20 protein-coding genes are annotated in these 18,717 nt (G+C 67.5%); 11 read left to right on the plus strand and 9 right to left on the minus strand.

Going from position 1 to position 18,717, the window contains the following annotated elements; all coding sequences use genetic code 11:
- Positions 1-18: 18 nt before the first annotated feature.
- Positions 19-498, minus strand: a complete 480-nt coding sequence (gene bfr, locus AC5Y7D_RS22200) for a bacterioferritin (RefSeq protein WP_499927741.1) — start codon at positions 496-498, stop codon at positions 19-21.
- A gap of 277 nt (positions 499-775) precedes the next feature.
- On the opposite strand from bfr, the gene AC5Y7D_RS22205 reads away from it, so the two are divergent.
- Entirely contained in the window at positions 776-973 is a 198-nt protein-coding gene (locus AC5Y7D_RS22205; protein ID WP_499927742.1) for a (2Fe-2S)-binding protein, read from the plus strand.
- Here AC5Y7D_RS22205 and AC5Y7D_RS22210 read toward each other — a convergent pair.
- The 4 genes from AC5Y7D_RS22210 to AC5Y7D_RS22225 are packed head-to-tail and all read right to left on the minus strand — an operon-like array spanning position 970 to position 3,822.
- On the minus strand, positions 970-1,725 hold the full coding sequence (locus tag AC5Y7D_RS22210; protein WP_499927745.1) for an enoyl-CoA hydratase/isomerase family protein: 756 nt from the start codon (positions 1,723-1,725) through the stop codon (positions 970-972). The two genes, AC5Y7D_RS22205 and AC5Y7D_RS22210, sit on opposite strands and share 4 nt — an antisense overlap.
- Before the next feature lie 9 nt (positions 1,726-1,734).
- A complete protein-coding gene (locus tag AC5Y7D_RS22215) occupies positions 1,735-2,178 on the minus strand; it encodes a TIGR03618 family F420-dependent PPOX class oxidoreductase (RefSeq protein ID WP_499927746.1) in 444 nt (147 codons plus the stop codon).
- Positions 2,175-2,894, minus strand: coding sequence for an EthD domain-containing protein (locus AC5Y7D_RS22220; RefSeq protein WP_499927748.1), 720 nt, complete (start codon positions 2,892-2,894; stop codon positions 2,175-2,177). The genes AC5Y7D_RS22215 and AC5Y7D_RS22220 overlap by 4 nt, the downstream gene beginning before the upstream one ends.
- Before the next feature lie 10 nt (positions 2,895-2,904).
- On the minus strand, positions 2,905-3,822 hold the full coding sequence (locus AC5Y7D_RS22225) for a hydrogen peroxide-inducible genes activator (protein ID WP_499927750.1): 918 nt from the start codon (positions 3,820-3,822) through the stop codon (positions 2,905-2,907).
- 103 nt (positions 3,823-3,925) lie between these two features.
- On the opposite strand from AC5Y7D_RS22225, the gene AC5Y7D_RS22230 reads away from it, so the two are divergent.
- From AC5Y7D_RS22230 to AC5Y7D_RS22240, 3 genes are read left to right on the plus strand one after another with little or no spacing between them, the layout of a single operon-like run.
- The gene (locus AC5Y7D_RS22230; RefSeq protein ID WP_499927751.1) at positions 3,926-4,513 is read left to right on the plus strand and encodes a peroxiredoxin; all 588 of its coding nucleotides are present in this window, start codon (positions 3,926-3,928) and stop codon (positions 4,511-4,513) included.
- Between the two features lie 21 nt (positions 4,514-4,534).
- The gene (ahpD, locus tag AC5Y7D_RS22235; RefSeq protein WP_499927753.1) at positions 4,535-5,071 is read left to right on the plus strand and encodes an alkylhydroperoxidase, AhpD family; all 537 of its coding nucleotides are present in this window, start codon (positions 4,535-4,537) and stop codon (positions 5,069-5,071) included.
- On the plus strand, positions 5,068-6,363 hold the full coding sequence (locus AC5Y7D_RS22240) for an alpha-amylase family glycosyl hydrolase (protein WP_499927804.1): 1,296 nt from the start codon (positions 5,068-5,070) through the stop codon (positions 6,361-6,363). The genes ahpD and AC5Y7D_RS22240 overlap by 4 nt, the downstream gene beginning before the upstream one ends.
- Here AC5Y7D_RS22240 and AC5Y7D_RS22245 read toward each other — a convergent pair.
- On the minus strand, positions 6,356-6,769 hold the full coding sequence (locus AC5Y7D_RS22245; protein WP_499927755.1) for a DUF1810 domain-containing protein: 414 nt from the start codon (positions 6,767-6,769) through the stop codon (positions 6,356-6,358). The two genes, AC5Y7D_RS22240 and AC5Y7D_RS22245, sit on opposite strands and share 8 nt — an antisense overlap.
- A gap of 33 nt (positions 6,770-6,802) precedes the next feature.
- Here AC5Y7D_RS22245 and AC5Y7D_RS22250 point away from each other — a divergent pair, with 33 nt between their 5' ends.
- Positions 6,803-8,038 carry an alpha-hydroxy acid oxidase gene (locus AC5Y7D_RS22250; protein WP_499927757.1) on the plus strand — a complete coding sequence of 412 codons (1,236 nt, stop codon included), beginning with the start codon at positions 6,803-6,805 and terminating at the stop codon, positions 8,036-8,038.
- Between the two features lie 2 nt (positions 8,039-8,040).
- Here AC5Y7D_RS22250 and AC5Y7D_RS22255 read toward each other — a convergent pair whose 3' ends face one another.
- Complete coding sequence (locus tag AC5Y7D_RS22255) at positions 8,041-9,177, minus strand: phytanoyl-CoA dioxygenase family protein (RefSeq protein WP_499927759.1); 1,137 nt, start codon at positions 9,175-9,177, stop codon at positions 8,041-8,043.
- Positions 9,178-9,229: 52 nt separating this feature from the next.
- Here AC5Y7D_RS22255 and AC5Y7D_RS22260 point away from each other — a divergent pair, with 52 nt between their 5' ends.
- The 6 genes from AC5Y7D_RS22260 to AC5Y7D_RS22285 all read left to right on the plus strand — a co-directional run bounded on the left by AC5Y7D_RS22260 (position 9,230) and on the right by AC5Y7D_RS22285 (position 15,022).
- Entirely contained in the window at positions 9,230-9,784 is a 555-nt protein-coding gene (locus AC5Y7D_RS22260) for a TetR/AcrR family transcriptional regulator (protein ID WP_499927761.1), read from the plus strand.
- 66 nt (positions 9,785-9,850) lie between these two features.
- Positions 9,851-12,190, plus strand: a complete 2,340-nt coding sequence (lon, locus tag AC5Y7D_RS22265; protein ID WP_499927763.1) for an endopeptidase La — start codon at positions 9,851-9,853, stop codon at positions 12,188-12,190.
- Between the two features lie 241 nt (positions 12,191-12,431).
- A complete protein-coding gene (locus AC5Y7D_RS22270) occupies positions 12,432-12,908 on the plus strand; it encodes a hypothetical protein (protein ID WP_499927765.1) in 477 nt (158 codons plus the stop codon).
- A gap of 99 nt (positions 12,909-13,007) precedes the next feature.
- Positions 13,008-13,499, plus strand: coding sequence for a hypothetical protein (locus tag AC5Y7D_RS22275; protein ID WP_499927767.1), 492 nt, complete (start codon positions 13,008-13,010; stop codon positions 13,497-13,499).
- A 346-nt stretch (positions 13,500-13,845) separates the two neighbouring features.
- On the plus strand, positions 13,846-14,280 hold the full coding sequence (locus AC5Y7D_RS22280) for a hypothetical protein (RefSeq protein WP_499927769.1): 435 nt from the start codon (positions 13,846-13,848) through the stop codon (positions 14,278-14,280).
- Positions 14,281-14,287: 7 nt separating this feature from the next.
- Positions 14,288-15,022, plus strand: coding sequence for a DUF72 domain-containing protein (locus AC5Y7D_RS22285; RefSeq protein WP_499927770.1), 735 nt, complete (start codon positions 14,288-14,290; stop codon positions 15,020-15,022).
- 22 nt (positions 15,023-15,044) lie between these two features.
- Here AC5Y7D_RS22285 and AC5Y7D_RS22290 read toward each other — a convergent pair whose 3' ends face one another.
- Positions 15,045-17,141, minus strand: coding sequence for a Rossmann-fold NAD(P)-binding domain-containing protein (locus AC5Y7D_RS22290; protein ID WP_499927773.1), 2,097 nt, complete (start codon positions 17,139-17,141; stop codon positions 15,045-15,047).
- Positions 17,142-17,232: 91 nt separating this feature from the next.
- Positions 17,233-18,717 carry an acetyl-CoA acetyltransferase gene (locus AC5Y7D_RS22295; protein ID WP_499927775.1) on the minus strand — a complete coding sequence of 495 codons (1,485 nt, stop codon included), beginning with the start codon at positions 18,715-18,717 and terminating at the stop codon, positions 17,233-17,235.

Below are 18,717 nucleotides of genomic sequence, written 5' to 3' on the forward strand. Positions count from 1 at the left end.
CGCGCGGGTGGCCCCGGATTAAGTTGGCGGCCGGGAGACGCACTGCGCCGAGTACAGCGCCTCTCCGAGTTTGTCCATCAGTTCCAGTTGGGTCTGCAAGTAGTCGAGGTGGAGTTCCTCATCGGCGACAATTTTTTCTAGCAGCTGAGCACTGGTGCTGTCTTGCTTTTCGCGACACATGACGATGCCGGGTTTTAGCCGATTCAAGACCTCGATCTCGATCGCGATATCGCTTTCGAATTGCTCGCGCAGCGTTTGCCCCACGCGCAGGGAGCCGATGCGCTGGTAGTTCGGTAGACCGTCGAGCAGCAGAATGCGGTCGGTGATCTGCTCGGCGTGCCGCATTTCGTCGAACGACTCGGCACGGGTGTGCCGCGCGAGCTCGGTGAAACCCCAGTTCTCCTGCATTTTCGCGTGCAGGAAATACTGGTTGATGGCGGTGAGTTCGCTGGTCAGTTGCTCGTTGAGAAGGCGTAATACGTCAGGATCGCCTTGCATGATCACTCCTACGGTGTGACGGCTGTCAGTCGATCCGCCGGCGGGCTGGGCTGGAGCGCGCCGTGCGGGTGAAGCTGCACGGTTAGGTGCCGGTTTCAATGTAGTGCAGCCATGCCGGGTGAGCCCACGCTTAACTGCGCCGTCGGCGCGTCACCCCGAGGCGCAATCGTGATCACCCGTTTTTACTTAGGTTAGACTCTACTAAGCGACTTAGGTTAGACTCCACTAATATGACGACACGGTACGTGCCCCCTGCGAATGCGGGTGGGGTCTGCTGATGTATGTCTGCCTGTGCGTCGGAGCCACCAACCAGACGGTGTGTGATGCTGTGGCGCGAGGCGCCTCCACCTCGAAAGAAGTCGCTGCCCTCTGTGGAGCGGGGGGCGATTGTGGGCGTTGCCGTCGCACGCTGCGGGCGATCATTTCCGCGGCCCGCGTCGATCAGGCGCAGCTGCAGGCCGCGTCTTCCGGTTAGCGACGCCGGCCGCCGAACTCCGCCAACGCCGCGGCATTGGCCTGCGCCCCCATCAGCTCGGCGAAGTGCGCGTTCTCTCGCGCCGTCGCAGCCGCGATCTCCGGGCGGACCGGCTCGACCATCGTGTGCTTGACCGCCATCAGGCTCGAAATCGGCCGTGCGGCAAGGATGTCGGCATGGCGGCGGGCCTCCGGTAGTAGCTCGCCGGGCTCGCACACCCGCCACACGAGTCCCATTCGCAATGCTTCTCCGGCGTCGATCCATTCCGAGGACATCAGCAGCCAGGCCGCGTTCTGTCGCCCGACCAGTTGGGGCAACAGGTACGACGACGCCGCTTCGGGAGCCACCCCCAAACTGGTGAACGGGCACTTCAGCCGGGCGGTGGTCGACATGAAGGCCAGGTCGGCGTAGCCGAGGATGGTGGTGCCGATGCCCAGCCCGATGCCGTTGACGGCGCAGATCAGCGGCTTGGGGAAGGCGCTGAGCGCATCGATGAGTCCGCGGAAACCGAATGTGCCGGGCTTGAAGTCGGGGTCGCTGATCATGGCCTGCATGTCGGCGAGGTCGGTGCCGGCGCTGAAGGCGCGGCCCGCGCCGGTCAGCAGGACGACGGCGACCTCGGGGTCCTCGGCGGCGTCCAGCAGTGCTTGCGCGGTGGCGTCGTACAGCGCTTCGTTGAAAGCGTTGAGTGCTTCGGGCCGATTCAAGGTGAGAGTGCGGACCCGGTTCTCGTCATCGATCAGCAGCGTCACCGCTGCAGCCTATCCGTTGCTGTAGACGCGGATCGGCTCGATCAGCACCGCTGCGCGCCGATCCCGCGCCATCACCCGGTCGTATTCGTCCCAATCGTCGTGGGTGCCACCGGCCGCGGTGAAGACGTCGCGCAGCAGCAGCCGCAACTGGTCCGGCCCGGACAGCCAAAGCTGGGCGTCGTCGGGGCCGGCCAACTCCGCACGGCCTTCGACCGTGGCCCATTGCCAGCCGTTGCGGAACGTGACGGCCAGCTGCGGCCGCGCCCGCAGGTTGGCGAGTTTGACCTTGCCGTAGGTGGTGAAGCCCAGGACGGGCTGTCCCCCGGCCGGGTGCGGCAGCAGGCCGACATTCACCAGGGATGCCTGCACGGTGCAGTCGGCGCGGACCGTGGAGATCACCGCAAGCCCGCTTTCGGACGCTGCCAGCGCCACCGCATCGTCGAGTGTCGTCATCTGCGCTTCCTCACTCCTGCCGAAAACGGTGTCCGGATTACATAGCGGCTGGTTGGCACGGTGTCGACATTCTGGTTGGCGCCGAAGGCGGAAGTGCTGGCCACCATCCGACCCACCCGATGCTGCAAGTCATCGTCGTCGGCGGCGCCGAAGAAGGCTTTTAAGTCGGTCACCGCTTCCATCGGGAACAACTCTTCGACGATGGCCGAGATTCCCGGGGCATGCGGGGTGAGGGTGCGGACCACCCAGTTCTGCGTGTAACCGAAGGTGGACTGCGTCTCGATGGCCACCGGGGTGTGGTCGAGCTGCCACCGATCCAGCCAGCTCGCCTGGTCCAGGTCCGCCGGTCGGCGCAGCAGCGCGATATTGGCCAAACCCGTTGTGCGGGAACCTAATTCAGGCTCAGGACCAGGCATTGGGACCGACTCGGTGACCAGGTAGGCGGCGAGCTGGTCGCATTCGGCGGCCAACAGCCGGAGCGCCGCCGTCATCTGTTCGCCGTAGCACTGCTGGGTCCACACGCTCACCAACGCGGCGACCGGCGGGTCCAGCGTCGTCAGCGTCATCAGCGAGTCGCGGACCGGGCTGTCGCGGACGTTGACCGTCAGACCGGGCAGGCCCAGCGCCGACAGTTCGGTGGCCACCGGGCCTCGCAGCCGGGCACACCACTCGTCGTCGGACTCGGCCCGCCGCAGTGCAACGATCACTTTCTCCATGGCGCTGAACCTAACCCCTGTCGGTGATCAGCTCGGTGATGATCCCGGCCAGTCGGCGGTAGGACTCGTCGCGGCCGGACGAAGAACGAAACACCAGACCGATGTTGCGGTGCGGGCGCGGGGTGGCGAACCGGGCCAGGCCGACCCGGCTGCGCGCGGTTTCGACTGCGACGGCCGTCTCCGGGATCAGGGTCACGCCCAATCCCCCGGCCACGCACTGCACCGCGGTCGCCAGGGACGCCGCCCTGGTGTCCGCCGGTTCGGCGCGCACCCCGGCCTCCCGGCAGGCGTCCAGTGCCTGGTCCCGCAGGCAGTGCCCCTCATCCAGCAAGAGCAGGGGCAGGGCCGCCAGTGCCGCGGCGGGCAATCGCTGCTTTCCCGACAGCGGATGTCCCGGCGGCAGTGCCAGCAGGAAATCCTCCTCATACATCGCGATGGCGCTCAGGCCCCGCGAATCGGTGGGCAGTGCGATCAGTGCGGCGTCCAGCGCGCCATTGCGCAGCATGCTCAACAGCCGCTCGGTCTTGTCCTCGACGACCCGCACGGTCAGCGCCGGCAGACGATCCGGCAGCCCGGACAGCACGGCGGGCAGCACGTAGGGCGCGACGGTGGGGATCAATCCCAGCCGGATCGTGCCGGCCAGCGGATCGCGGGCCCCGGCGGCGGCACTGGTGAAAGCCTCCGCCGCTTCGACCACGGCGCGAGCCAGCGGTAGCAGTGTCTCGCCTTCGGTCGTTATGCGGACTCGGCGGGTGGAACGCTCGACGAGATTGGTGCCGAGCCCGGTTTCCAGCGTCGCCAGCGCCTGCGATAAGGTCGACTGGCTGACGCCGAGATTCGTTGCAGCGCTGCCGAAATGCTGTTTCTGTGCCACCGCGACGAAGGCTCGCAGGCCGGCCAGCGTTGGTTGGAAACTCTTATCGGGCATACCTATCAGTGTAGTGCGACAAATCACCTTTACTTCATGGCTGGCACGGGGCAACATGGTGGCGGACGCAGCTAATCTTGAATAAATCCAGATAAGGAGCACTATGTCTCTGTTGACGATCGGCGAACAGTTCCCGGCCTATCAGCTGACCGCACTGATCGGCGGTGACCTGTCCCAGGTCGACGCCCAGCAGCCGGGCGACTACTTCACTACCATCTCCAGCGACGACCATCCCGGCAAGTGGCGGGTGGTGTTCTTCTGGCCGAAGGACTTCACCTTCGTCTGCCCCACCGAGATCGCCGCCTTCGGCAAGCTCAACGAGGAATTCGAGGACCGCGACGCGCAGGTGCTCGGCGTCTCGATCGACAGTGAGTTCGTGCACTTTCAGTGGCGGGCGCAACACGAGGATCTGAAGAAGCTGCCGTTCCCCATGCTGTCGGATATCAAGCGCGAACTGTCGCAGGCCACCGGGGTGCTCAATGCCGACGGGGTCGCCGACCGCGTCACCTTCATCGTGGATCCGAACAACGAGATCCAATTCGTCTCTGCGACCGCCGGTTCCGTGGGGCGCAATGTCGACGAGGTGCTGCGGGTGCTGGACGCCCTGCAGTCCGACGAGCTGTGCGCGTGCAACTGGCGCAAGGGCGACCCGACGATCGACGCCGGTGAACTGCTCAAGGCTTCGGCCTGATCCGGCCGACAGGAGAAAACGATGACCGTCGAAAACCTCAAAGCCGCCCTGCCCGAGTACGCCAAGGACCTCAAGCTGAACCTGGGCTCGATCACCCGCACCACCGCGCTGAACGAAGAGCAGTTGTGGGGCACCCTGCTGGCCTGCGCCGCGGCGACCCGCAGCGCTGAGGTGCTGGGCGAGATCGGCGCCGAAGCAGCGGACATCCTCTCGGAGCAGGCCTACAACGCAGCGCTGGGCGCCGCGTCGATCATGGGGATGAACAACGTGTTCTACCGTGGTCGGGGCTTCCTGGCAGGCGCCTACGACGACCTGCGCGCCGGATTGCGGATGAACATCATCGCCAATCCCGGCGTGGACAAAGCGCACTTCGAGCTGTGGAGCTTCGCGGTGTCGTCGATCAACGGGTGCGGTCACTGCGTGGCGGCCCACGAGCACACACTGCGTGAATCCGGAGTGAGCCGCGAGGCCATCCTGGAGGCGCTCAAGGTTGCGGCTATCGTTTCCGGTGTGGCACAGGCAATCAGCGTGGCCCAGACGCTGGCGGCGGTCGGCTGAGTACGACCGGGCCCGCCTGGATCGAACACGCGATCTGGTGGCAGGTGTATCCCCTGGGCTTCGTCGGGGCCTTTCCTTCCGAAAGCCCGCCGGGCCCGGGGGAACACCGGTTGCGCCGGCTCGTCGACTGGTTCGCCCACGCCATAGCGCTGGGCGCCTCCGGCGTCGCGCTGGGACCGATCTTCGAATCCCGCACCCACGGTTACGACACCACCGATCACTTTCGGATCGATCGGCGCCTCGGTGACGACGCCGACTTCGATTATCTGGTCGAACAGGCGCGCGGGCGGGGCCTGCGCGTGCTGCTGGACGGTGTCTTCAATCACGTGGGCGTGGACTTCCCCCGCTATGGCGAGTCCGGATCGGAACACTGGTCGCATTGGTTTACCGGCGACACCTTCGAGGGCCACTCGGAGCTGATCGCTCTCAACCACGGCGACCCAGAGGTGGCCGACTATGTCGTCGAGGTGATGGCGCACTGGTTGGACCGGGGCGCCGATGGTTGGCGGCTCGATGCGGCTTACACTGTGCCACCGCGATTCTGGGCCGAGGTGCTGCCCAGGGTCCGTGACCGTCACGCTGACGCGTGGTTCGTCGGCGAACTGATTCACGGCGACTACGCGGCGGTCGTGAGTGAAGCGCGGTTCGACTCGGCGACCCAGTACGAGTTGTGGAAAGCGATCTGGAGCAGCCTCAACGACGGCAATTTCTTCGAGCTGGACTGGGCGTTGCAGCGGCACAACGCGTTCCTGGAAACCTTTGTACCGCAGACGTTCATCGGCAATCACGACGTCACGCGGATCGCCAGCCGTCTCGAGGATCCCGCTCATCCGGCCCACGCACTGGTGATTCTGCTGACGATCGGCGGGGTGCCCAGCGTCTACGCCGGTGACGAGTTCGGTTTCCGCGGCTTCAAGGAAGAACGCTACGGCGGCGACGATGCGGTGCGTCCCGAATTCCCCTCTCCCCCAATGCATCTGGACGAATCCGGGGCCGATGTCTGGGCTTCGTACCGGTACCTGGTCGGGCTGCGCCGCCGTCACCCCTGGTTGCACAGGGCGACCACCAGCGCCGTTCGCCTGCAGAACAAGCACTATGTCTATGAAACCCGCAGCGGCCGGGACGCGCTGCTGGTCGCGCTCAACATCGACGACGAGCCGCTCCGGCTGTCGCTGCCGGAACTCGGCACCACACGTGCCCGGCTGATCGCCGGTTCGTCGGCGCCGCCCGAAGAGGTCGTCGACAGGGTGGAGATCGAACCGCACGGCTGGCGGATCCTGCGGCCTAGCTGAGCCGCTCCAGCGTCAGCGGATCATGCTCCCCGCCGTAATACTTGTCGAGCAGCGCCAGGAAATCGTGGTTGTCGTCGGTGGCGCGGGCGAACAGGGTCACCGACGAACGCAGCTTGAGGTCGTCGGGCCAGCCGAAAATCTGCTCGGCGGAGCGGCCTTGGATCTCGTTGACCAGTGCGACGCACTCGCGCAACCGCGGCCCCAGCACCGAGTGGTCCAGGTACGCGCGGGCCTCCTCGAGCGAGGCGATCCCGTAGTGCTGCGCGGTCGGACTGCTGCCCAGCCCGCGCAGTTGGGGGAAGACGAACCACATCCAGTGGCTGCGTTTGCGTCCGGCCCGCAGTTCGTCTAGCACGCTGTCGTAGACCCGGGAGTGCGCCTGAACAAAGCGCTGCAAATCTGCCATCTCTCCACGGTCGCACACTGGTTAGATGAACTGATGGCAGTGAAACGGCAGGTGCCCAGAATTCGAGACCTCGCCCCGCTGCTGCAGTTCAAGGGGCCGCAGTTCGACCGCACCGCCCGCCGCCTCGATGCCGCCCTGACCATCGAGGACTTGCGCCGTATCGCCAAGCGGCGCACGCCGAAGGCGGCTTTCGACTACACCGACGGCGCCGCCGAGGACGAACTGTCCCTCGCGCGGGCTCGACAAGCGTTCCGCGACATAGAATTTCACCCGACCATCCTGCGTGACGTCACCAACGTGACGGCCGGTTGGGACGTCCTCGGTGGCCCGGTCGCGCTTCCGTTCGCGATCGCGCCGACCGGTTTCACCCGCTTGATGCACACCGAGGGCGAGATCGCCGGTGCGCGCGCCGCTGCCTCCGCCGGCATCCCGTTCTCGCTGTCCACGCTGGGTACCACCGCGGTCGAAGATCTGGCGACCGCTGTCCCGCAGGGCCGCAAATGGTTTCAGCTGTACATGTGGCGAGATCGCGACCGGTCGATGGAGTTGGTGCAGCGTGCGGCTGACGCGGGTTTCGACACCATGCTGGTGACGGTGGACGTACCGGTCGCCGGGGCCCGGCTGCGCGACGTCCGCAACGGCATGTCGATCCCGCCGGCCCTGACCTTGCGCACCGTGCTCGACGCGGTCCCGCACCCGCACTGGTGGTTCGACCTGCTGACCACCGAACCGTTGTCGTTCTCGTCCCTTGATCGCTGGTCGGGCACCGTGGGTGAGTACCTGAATACCATGTTCGACCCCAGTGTCACCTTCGACGATCTGGCCTGGATCAAGTCCAAGTGGCCGGGCAAGCTTGTCGTCAAAGGAATTCAGACGCTCGACGACGCGCGCGCCGTGGTGGACCGCGGCGTGGACGGGATGGTGTTGTCCAACCACGGAGGCCGCCAACTTGATCGGGCGCCGGTGCCGTTTCATCTGCTGCCCACGGTGGCCCGGGAGCTGGGCACAGACACCGAGATCCTGATGGACACCGGCATCATGTCCGGCGCCGACATCGTCGCGGCGATCGCCCTGGGCGCGCGCTGCACGCTGGTCGGGCGGGCTTACCTCTACGGCCTGATGGCCGGTGGCCAGTCGGGCGTCACCCGCGCGATCGATGTCCTGTCCGAAGGTGTGATCCGGACCATGCGACTGCTGGGTGTGACGTGCCTCGAGGAGCTGTCGCCCAAGCACGTGACGCAGCTGCGGCGTCTGGTGCCCGGGCAGTAGCGCTACTGCATCCGCGCGAGCTGCTCGGTCCGGTTGCGCACCAGGTCGTTGTAGGCCTGGCCCGGCCCGATGTGCCGCCACAGCTGCGGCGGATAGTGCGTGACGTACATGGTCCGGCGACCGCCGGCGCCGGTCGGCCGGGGTGAGGCGTGCATCAGGTCCTGCACGTGGACGGTGACATCACCGGGTGCCGTATCGATGCTCACCACCGGCACGTCCGGGAGCCGCTGCTGCCACCCGTAATGGATCGCTTGGCCGTGGCTGCCGGGAACCACCCGCAGATTGCCGGTTGAGGCATCCGAGCCGGTGAGCTGAATCCCGACGCTGACCGAGGGGCACAGGACGGCGTGCCCGCCCAGACCGCAGTCCTGGTGCCAGGGAATGTTGGACAGCCCGCTGGTGCTTCCCGGCACCTTGATCAGCACCGTGCCGCTCTCCATCCGGTCGGGCGCCGTGCGCAGCGCGGGGTCGAGCAGGGTACCCAGCCTGTGCACTCTCGGGTCGCCCTCGAGGGCCGCCAGAACCGGTGAGCGCAGCGTCGCATAGACCAAACGGCACAGGACGCTGCCGCCGTCCTCGGCGGTGACCCACCACGACTGGTCGTCCCCGGGACGCGCGGCCGCCGCGAGGCGGTCGACCTCGTGGTTGGCGGCCTCCATTTCCTCGGGGCCGAAGACCCCTTTGACGTGCAGGTAGCCCATTGTCCGCAGCTGTGCAGCAAGCTCGGCATCGTCCGCATCGTGGGTGAAGGCGGCCAACGGGTCGCGTCCCTCGAAGTCAGCCCGCGCCGGGTGGTACGGCGGAATGCCGGCGTGCAGGTAGCGCAGGATCGGATCCCAGTCGGCCAGCTGCTCGAATCCTCCCCGCTCGAAGGCGAGTTCGTCGCTCAGCAACAGGTTGATGACCGTGCGGATCTGGCCGGCCATGTCGTCCCAGGCCTGCCGGGAAAGACGCACGACGGCCGCGCTGTCGCCAGCGCCCCGGCCCTGCTCCATGCGAATCGTCGGCCCGTCGACGCCGTAGGTGACCGCGTCTTCGCCGACGAGGAAGGTGATTGGACCGGTGGGAGCGACGTCGCGGGCCGCGGACTCGAGGATTTTCGGATCGAGAGCGGGCCGGGCGGGAAGCGTCAGTGCCACTCGACCGATTATGCAAGAACCTTCTTACTGGTGCAAGAAGTATCTTGCAACCATGGCGCGAGACACTCGGACGCGGATCCTCGATGCGGCCCTGTCGCAGTTCGTCAGGCGCGGCGTCGACGCCGTTGCGGTGACCGATCTGGAGAAGGCCGCCGGGCTCTCGCCGGGCAGCGGGAGCTTCTACCGCCACTTCCGCTCGAAGCGCGACGTTCTGGCCGCCGTCGTGGCGCGCGAGCTCGAACGCGCCGAGGCCAGGCGGTCCTGTTTGGTCGCGGGGACCGACCTGGCAGCGGAATACGGCCACGCTCTGGATTCCCTCGTCGCGATGCGGCCATTGATCGCGCTGCTGGTGCGCGAGGGCCCCACGCTGCCGGACGTCGAACGCATCCAGGAGGTCCTGGCCGAGGGCGGCGCGCGCGTCGACGCGGAGGACCTCCGGGCCCGCATGAACGCCGGCGAGATCCCGGGACGGGACGCCGAGGCGGTCGCGACCGCGGTGATGATGTCGATTGTCGGCTACCACCTGGCCGAGCAGTTCTTCGGCGCGCCCGTGGGAGTGGACCGCGACCGATTCGTCAAGGCGCTCGCATCGCTGGTCGGCGCCTGAGCCGTCGCGGGGAACAAATCACCTCCCAGCTGGGTTTAGCGAAGCAGACTCAACTTTGGAGGATTGATGGCTGAAGCCAAATCGGTTCCCGTGCTGTTCGTCACCGACACCATCGTGTTGCCCGGCATGGTCGTGCCGATCGCACTGGACGACGCTGCCCGAGCGGCAATCGACGCCGCGCGGGCCAGTGAATCCGGGCAGTTGCTGATCGCACCCCGACTCGACGACCGCTATCCGTCGCACGGCGTGATCGCGAAGATCTTGCAGGTCGGTCGCATGCCGGGGGGCGGCAGCGCGGCCGTCGTGCGCGGTGAGACCCGTGCGCAGATCGGCGCGGGCGCCGCGGGCCCCGGTGCCGCGCTGTGGGTCGAGGTCGCCGAGGTCGCCGAGACAGAGGTGACCGACGAGATCAGGGCGCTGGCAGCGGAGTACAAGAAGGTACTGTTGGCCATCCTGCAGCGGCGGGAGGCCTGGCAAATCGTCGACTACGTCAACAGCCTGACCGACCCCTCGGCGCTGGCCGACACGTCCGGCTACGCCTCGTATCTCAGCGATGTGCAGAAGCGGCAACTGCTCGAGACCGTGGATGTCGCCGCCCGGCTGCGGGTGCTGATCGAGTGGACCGGCGAACACCTGGCCGAGACCGAGGTCAACGACAAGATCGCCGAAGACGTGCGGGAAGGCATGGAGAAGACGCAGAAGGAGTTCCTGCTGCGCCAGCAACTGGCGGCCATCCGCAAAGAGCTGGGCGAAACGGACGACGCGACAGGGTCTTCCGAGAATTACCGGTCCCTTGTCGAGGCTGCCGAGTTGCCCGAGAAGGTGCGCGAGGCCGCGCTGCGCGAGGTCGGCAAGCTGGAACGGGCCAGCGACCAGAGCCCGGAAAGCGGCTGGATCCGCACCTGGCTGGACACGGTGCTGGACCTGCCCTGGAATGTCCGGACCCAGGACTCGACCGACCTGGCCGGCGCGCGGGCCATCCTGGACGCCGACCACCACGGCCTGGACGACGTCAAGGACCGCATCGTCGAATACCTGGCGGTACGCACGCGCCGTGCCCAGCGGGGGCTGCATTCGGTCGGCGGCCGCGGGTCCGGCGCCGTGATGGTGTTGGCTGGTCCGCCCGGTGTTGGCAAGACCTCGCTGGGCGAGAGCGTGGCCCGCGCGCTGGGCCGCAAGTTCGTCCGCGTCGCCCTCGGTGGCGTGCGCGACGAGGCCGAGATCCGCGGGCACCGGCGCACCTACGTGGGTGCGCTGCCGGGCCGTATCGTCCGGGCAATCGGCGAGGCGGGTTCGATGAATCCCGTTGTGCTGCTGGACGAAATCGACAAGGTCGGCTCCGACTACCGGGGTGACCCCAGTGCGGCGCTGCTCGAGGTGCTCGACCCCGCGCAGAACCACACCTTCCGCGACCACTACCTGGATCTGGACCTCGACCTGTCCGACGTGGTGTTCCTGGCAACAGCCAACGTGATCGAGAACATCCCGTCGGCGCTGCTGGACCGCATGGAGCTGGTGCAGATCGACGGCTACACCGAGGACGACAAGGTCGCCATCGCCCGCGACTACCTGCTGCCCCGGCAGCGGGAGCGCGCCGCGCTCAACGACGACGAGGTCACGGTGACCGATGCCGCGCTGCGCACGATAGCGGCGGACTACACCCGCGAGCCCGGGGTTCGGCAGTTCGAACGGCTGCTGGCCAAGGCGCTGCGCAAGGTGACGACCCAGCTCGCGTCCAGGCCGGACGGGACCGGTACCCCACTGGTTGTCGACGAGCCGGATCTGGTCGGCTACCTCGGGCGCCCGCGCTTCACGCCGGAATCGGCCGAACGCACGGCGGTACCCGGCGTGGCCACCGGGCTGGCCGTCACCGGCTTGGGCGGTGACGTGCTGTACATCGAAGCCGGAGCCACCGACGGCGAACCCGGGTTGCAGTTGACGGGCCAATTGGGCGACGTGATGAAGGAGTCGGCGCAGATCGCGCTCTCCTACGTACGCTCGCACGCCGACGCGTTGGGCCTGGACCCCACACTGCTGGACCGCCGCATCCATGTGCACGTCCCGGCCGGCGCGGTGCCCAAAGACGGTCCGTCCGCCGGGGTGACGATGGTGACAGCGCTGGTCTCGATGGCCACCGGCCGGCAGGTCCGCTCGGATGTGGGCATGACCGGAGAGGTCACGCTGAACGGGCGGGTGCTGCCCATCGGTGGGGTCAAGCAGAAGCTGCTTGCCGCTCAACGTGCCGGGCTGTCGACCGTCTTCATCCCGGCCCGCAACGAACCCGACCTGGAAGATGTGCCGGCCGAGGTGCTCGATGCGCTCGACGTGCGGCCGATGACCGACGTCGCCGACATCATCGCCCACGCGTTGCAGCCGACCGCGCCGGCGGCCACGTTAGCGGCCTGAGACCGCCGGGCAACGCGCAATTGCCCGCGAAGTCTGTCAGTTGGTTGTCGACTGCCTGGGAGATTCCTGAAAATTAATCGGGATGAATACGTTTTCGCCTTCCTGGGCCCGGGTAACTGAGAGTGAGGGGCGAAACCCCATCCCGATGAGCCCAAATCGCGGGACTCGGGAACAACTGAACAACACGTCAATGCTGTTGCGCTGCCTGCGTGGCAGTTTCACTGCTCGACAAGGAGTTCACATGAAGCTCAATAAGTTCGCAGCCGCCGCCGCGATGGCGGCCGGCCTAGGGTCCGCGGCATTCGGGATCGGCGCTGGTCTGGCGCAAGCCGACCCCGGCCCGAACATTCCGGGTCCGAACATTCCTGGTCCGAACATTCCGGGTCCGAACATTCCGGGCCCGAACGTTCCCGGACAGGGACAGGGACAGGTGCCGGGCTTGCCGGCCGGTTGCATCGGGCCCGGCGCCAACTGCTACGGGCCGGGCAGTCCGCTGCCTCCCGGGCAAAACGGATTCCCGCCTCCCGGGCAGTACAACGACCCCGTCCGTTACGGATTCCCGGCAACCTATACGTTGCCCAATACCAATGTGACGCTTCCGGTCGTGTTCAACCCTGACCTCGGTCAGTGGGGCGTCCAGACGGATACCGGTTTCCAGGTGGTCACACCCGTCGGCGGGGCCCAGGGCCAGGCCGGTGGCGGCGGCAGTGTCGGCTAGACGCCGCGCCTAAAACCGCAATGAGGCAGCCGCCCCCTAACCCGGGGCGGCTGTTCTCGTTGCGGGCGACTTCGCTCAGACAGGCATTATGGTGCACCAATGGCTGTGTTCCTTCGCAAGATGCTCGGAATCGGCAAGCTGCCCGCGGACCTGCGGGCCGCGGTCGAGATCGAAAACGTCATCCACCTGGCAGAATTCGTTCCCGTCACATTTCGCTTCAGCGGCTCGGTGCCCGGCACGGTTTCCCAGGGCAACATCCGCAGCTATGCCGGCGCACTGGTGATCACCTCGCAACGGGTGGTGGGCACACTGTCGACGGTGCCCCGGCGCGCCGGGCGGGCGATCGATGTTCGCTGGGGTGCGCCGAGCCAGGGCCCGGTCCGGGCGGACTTTTCCCGCGACGGCCTTTCGCTGGACGTCGACGTCAGCCAGGTCGACCCCGCGTTTGCCGGGCGGCTGTCGCTGACGTACAAGACCTCGATTCCCGAAGCCGTGCTGACCACCATTCCAAGCCGGTCGCTGTCATTCAGCGTCCCGCCGCAATGGGTGCTGCGCGCCGTGGGGGTCCCCGCCGCACAATCAGCTACATGAGGCTCGAGCGCCGGCTCGGCCACCGGGTGCCAGGGCTTCGCGGTGTCGGGGTGCGCTTGATGGGCACCGACCTGTCGACCATTCGAGTGGATCTGGACTGACGGGCGGTGGCATACGACACCGACCTCGCGAACCGGATTCGCCGAGCTGTTGGCAGCCCAGCCGACAGACGAAGGGCAGATGTTCGGTGATTGGCTTTCCTGGTCGGCTGCGCGTTGCTCCCTACGGGGTGAAAACCAAACGCCAACTGCAGAATTGGGTCACCCGTGGGATTAGCTACGCGCGCAGCCTGCCGCCCACCTGACCGCATCCGTTTGGCCCGCCGCGGTGCGGGTACGCCGACCGTGTGGATGCCTCAGAGCAGCGGGTACGGCGGCTGCTCAAGGTGGCGGGCACCACCTACTCGGAGCAGGCCGGCATCCGTCTCGACGACAAGGCGATGCGGCTGTTTCAACTGCTTGTGCTGTGTATGGTGGCCAGCAAACCGATCGACGCCGCGATCGGTTCGAGCGCCGCGAAGGAACTCTTCAAAGCCGGCCTGCGCACGCCGAGGGCCGTCCCGGAGTTCGGCGGCGACCTGCGCGAAATCGCCCGCCGCAGCGATCAGAACCCGGCCCAAGGGGCCCGAAGTGCAAGATGTCTGGACGCCGCCAAGTTGCTCAAACTTCCCGCCGATCCGGCCAAGCTGTCAGTCTTCGCGCCGCGTACCAATGCGCGACTGGCCGCGGCGCTGGTGCGCGCCTCCCTCGACGACGAGGTGCGCCGGTGGGTAACCGGTTGACGGGTCGATGACGGCACGGATCGGCACCTCCGGGTGGTCCTATGACCACTGGGCGGACGTGCTCTACCCGGCGGGCCTCCCATCCGCTCGGCGGTTGCGTCGCTACGTGGAGGTCTTCGACACCGTCGAACTCAATGCCAGCTTCTATCGCTGGCCCAAGGACGCGACCTTCGCCGGATGGCGGGACCAGGTGCCGGACGGATTCACCATGTCGGTGAAGGCGCATCGCGGTCTGACCCACTACCGCAGGCTCGCCTCGCCCGAACCGTGGATCGAGCGGTTCGAACGCTGCTGGCAGGCGCTGGGCGACCGGCACGGAGTGTTGCTGGTGCAGTTGCATCCAGACCAGCAACGCGACGACGCCCGGCTCGATTCGTTTCTGCGGAGCATGCCGCCGTCCATCCGGACGGCCGTCGAGCTCAGGCATCCGTCGTGGCAGGACCCCGCCGTCTTCGCACTGCTGGAACGGCACCGAGCCGCCTACGTCGTGATGAGCGGTGCCGGACTGGCATGCATCCCCTGCGCCACCACCGACCTGGTGTATATCCGGATGCACGGCCCCGGCCAGGACGCCCTGTACACCGGTTCCTACCCACCTGACGAGCTGCGCGGCTGGGCCGATCGCATCACCGAGTGGGTCAGCGAGGGCCGCGACGTGTGGATGTACTTCAACAACGACCTGGGTGGGCACGCGGTGCGTAATGCCCTGTCGCTACGGGAGATGCTGGGTCACGGGAGTTAGGGCCGCGATCGTGCCCGCGTCGTCAGTCTGCCCGATTCCAGGCGCGGTCGATGATGTCGGGCGGATGCTGCGCTTGCAGGCGTTCCCGCTCGGCGCGCCGACGCTTGATTCGCAGCCGGGCGTCGACGGGCATGGCCACGAGTTCGTCGCACAGCAGGTAGTACACGTCGTCCACGCTGTCGATCACGTCCGTCGCTACTCGACGGGCTCCCAACTCGCGCAATGTCATTCGAAACTCGTGAGTGAACCGGATGGTGGTGTCGTGGGCCAGTTCCCGCGAATTGCGGGCGCTGTCGGCCAGTCGATGCGCCAGCGATGCGGGGATCGACGGGGCTTCGGGTTCCGCAGCGGCCTTGGCGGCCAGCGAAAGCAGCAGTCCCGGGTCGTCGCCGAAAGTCGGGCTGGCCAGTTCGGCTTCCCCGCGGCCACGGTGCCCCAGAGCGGCGACCGCAGCGTCGAGGGCGGCGGCGGCGGCCGGCGACAGGGCGCGGATGCTCCCTACGTTGCCGTCGGCGGCCAGCGCGCACAACGGCGGGTCGGCACGCAACAACGCCGCGAGGGCCTTGGTCTCAGCCGCGACGCGCCCGCTTTCCATGATCACGCCGACGCCAGAAATGCCGGATGCCGCGCGGGTGTGCTCCAGCGTCGCCGCGGTGATCCCCGAGTCGATGACCCACAAGGCGGTCAGTATCCAACCTTGGTGAATGCGGTCTCGCAAGAGCCGAATCCGGACTTCCAGTGCGGCGTCCGGCAGGGCGGTCAGCTCCTCGCCGCCGAGATGCTCTTTGGTGGCGGCGGCCACATACGCCTGAGTGTCGGCGCGCAGGTGCCGCAACAACGCCAGCGACCGCGCCGTTACGACCGCCTTGGCGACCGATCCCCGCGGACCGCCGGTCAGTTCCGGCCGTCCGAACGGCAACAACTCATCGGCCGGCGGCTCGGAGCCGAGGGTGCAGCGGGCCACGGCGTGTTCGTCCCACCCCGGCAGCTGGGCGGCCGCGACGATATTGGCCGAGACCCCCACGTAGGGCCGGTGGCCGAAGACGGCGATGGCTCTGCTGGCCCACTCCTGGGCAACCACGTCGCCCAGCGCCAGCACCCGTCCCATCGCCTGACCGGCAGCGCGCAGGCCGCTGCACTGGACATCCAGGGTGATCGGAGTCAGCGGCCCCGGGAGCGCGTCGTCAAGGCTGGCCGTGCTGAAGACCGGAAACCGGGGGTCGACCCGGTCGTCGAACTCCCCCTCGAGCCCGTCGGGAGCAACGCTGCGCAACGACTCGTCGGCCGGGACCAGATGCGGCCGCGTCTCCACCGGTAGCGGGAGCTGTCCGGATCCACTGATCGCCCCCTGGGGATCGAGCTTGCGGCCCACCAGGCCGCGGCCCGTATCCACCACGGCGTCCAACGCCAGCCAGCCATACTGGAAATTCCAAATTTCTTGTGCCGCCGTGATATCCAGATCCGGGACCAGATTGTCCCAGCCGCGCACGCCGTGCAGGCGCAACCGCGGGTCGACAGATCGCAGCACCCGCCAGGCGGTGATCAAGTTGATGGTGTCCGGGGTGGCCAGGTCGACGGCACCGGATCGGTCGGTGCCGACCGCGCCGACGAGAAAGCGAACCAGGTCGTCGACGTGCAATACCCGGATGGGCCGCGCGGACACCTTGCCGCGCATCAACGTGGCGACAGTGCGGCAGGCCATCCAGTCGAGCTGGCGGCCCAGCAGCGGTGCGATGCGGATGACCACGCTCGGCGCCCAGCCGGTGGACACCAAGGTCTCGGCGGGTCCATACAGGTCCTGGCGCCCGGCAGCCTGCGACACGAACAGCAGCCGGGACCCCGCGCGTGCGGCCGCGTTGGCCACGTGCGCGACGCCGGTGACGCCCTCCCCACCCGGTGCGCTGGTATCGACCGGGGCCAGATGGATCACGACGTCGGCGTCGGCGGCCAACCGCAGCAGAACCGGGTCACGCAGCGGCGCGCAGACGAAGTCGACGCCGGGATCCAGGCAGTCGTGCGAGTAGGGGGCGATGCCGCTGACCGTGTGTCCGGCCGCGATCAGCTGGCGTGCGACCAGCCGCCCGACGGTGCCTGCGGCGTCGGTCAGCAGCACGTGCACGTGGCGTCACCTCCCCGGGGTATGCACACGACAATAAGCACGCCGGCCCGGCTTGCGCACTATTGAGTCTGTACCGTGACCCGGCCGGTTACTACAGTTGCGCGGTGCCGTCGGCGGCAACGGCGACCTTGGCGCCGGCGATGTCGTCGCGCACCGTGTCGGCCGCGGCAGCGGGATCGGTGATCACCGCAAGGACGCGGGCGCCGTCCGGCGTGCGGACGGCCACGAACGCCTTCTCCGGCTGTCCGTCCCGATCGAACGGCGTCGTCCACGCTTCGACGGTCCCGGTCCCTTCCCACTCCACCAGGCCGACCGTGGTGGGTTCGGAATCCACCGCCGCTTGCACGTCCTCCCACAGAAATTCACCATCGCCCGGCTCGGTGCTGTAGACGCCGAAACTGTGCTTGGTGAGGTAGCCGCCGTTCGCGGTGATCAGGCCCCGCCGGCCCGGGTTGGCGGTGAGCAGTTCGGCCATCGTGGCGATGGAGTGCGTGACGTAGTTGCTCCACGGTCCGCCGGCGAAGGTCAGCCCGCCGGTGACGGTCAGCGGGCGGGCCGGATCGTCGGTGGCCAGGCCCAGTTCGGCGGCCGCGACCTGGACGGCGGACGGAAAGCACGAGTAGAGGTCCACGTAGTCGACGTCGTCGATGTCCAGACCGGCCAGCTCCAGCGCCCTGCGTCCGCCGATCCGGATCGCCGGGGAGCGGTGCAGTTCGCCGCGTTCGGCAATCGCCGAGGTGTCGTGGGCGTCCGTGCCGGCCAGTGGGTACACCCAACGTTCGGCGGGGACCTGCAGCTTCGTGGCTTGCTCGACCGAGGTCAGGATGAGCGCAGCGCCCTGGTCGACCATGTTGTTGGAGTTCATCAGCTTGGTGTAGGGCCAGCTGATCATCCGGTTCTGCGGGCTGGGCTGCCGGATCTCCTCGGCGGAGTGGGGCCGGCGGATCCACGCATGCGGGTTGCCGGCCGCGACGGCGCTGAACCGCGCCCACAGCTCGCTGACCCGCTTGCCGTGCTCGGCCACCGACTCGCCGTTGGCGATCCGCAGTGCCTGTTCGAACAGCGGGTACACGTAGGCGGGCCGGTCCAGCTTGATCCTGACCTCGCCGTCACCGACCATCGGCACGTCGTCGCCGGCGATTTCGGGCATCGGCACCGAATTGTCCTGCTCGGTCCACACCAGCCGGTGGCCCTGCTTCTTCAGCGCGGTGCGGGTGCGCCAGGTTTCGGCGGCCGAGATCAGCACGACGCCGGCGCGGCCCTTCTGGATGTCCAGACAGGCCTGGTTGACCAGCGATTGCGGGGTGTTGCCGCCGACCCTGCTGTAGCTGGCGGCGAAGTTGGCCAGCCCCAGGCGTTCGCCGAGCAGCTGTCCGGGGTTGCGGTAGTGCGCCGACAGCATGTGCACCGCCCGGATGGAGTCGACCGCCTCGATCACCCGGGCATCCGCAGCGTGCCGGGTGGCGGTGACCATCAGGTCGACCGGCTCGATGGAGGGTCCGCTGGGGTCTGGGTCGTCGCGGTAGTTGACCTGGCCGTAGCCGATCAGCACCGGGGTCCTGGGGTCAACGGGCAT

This window comes from Mycobacterium sp. NGS49 (genome assembly GCF_059812565.1).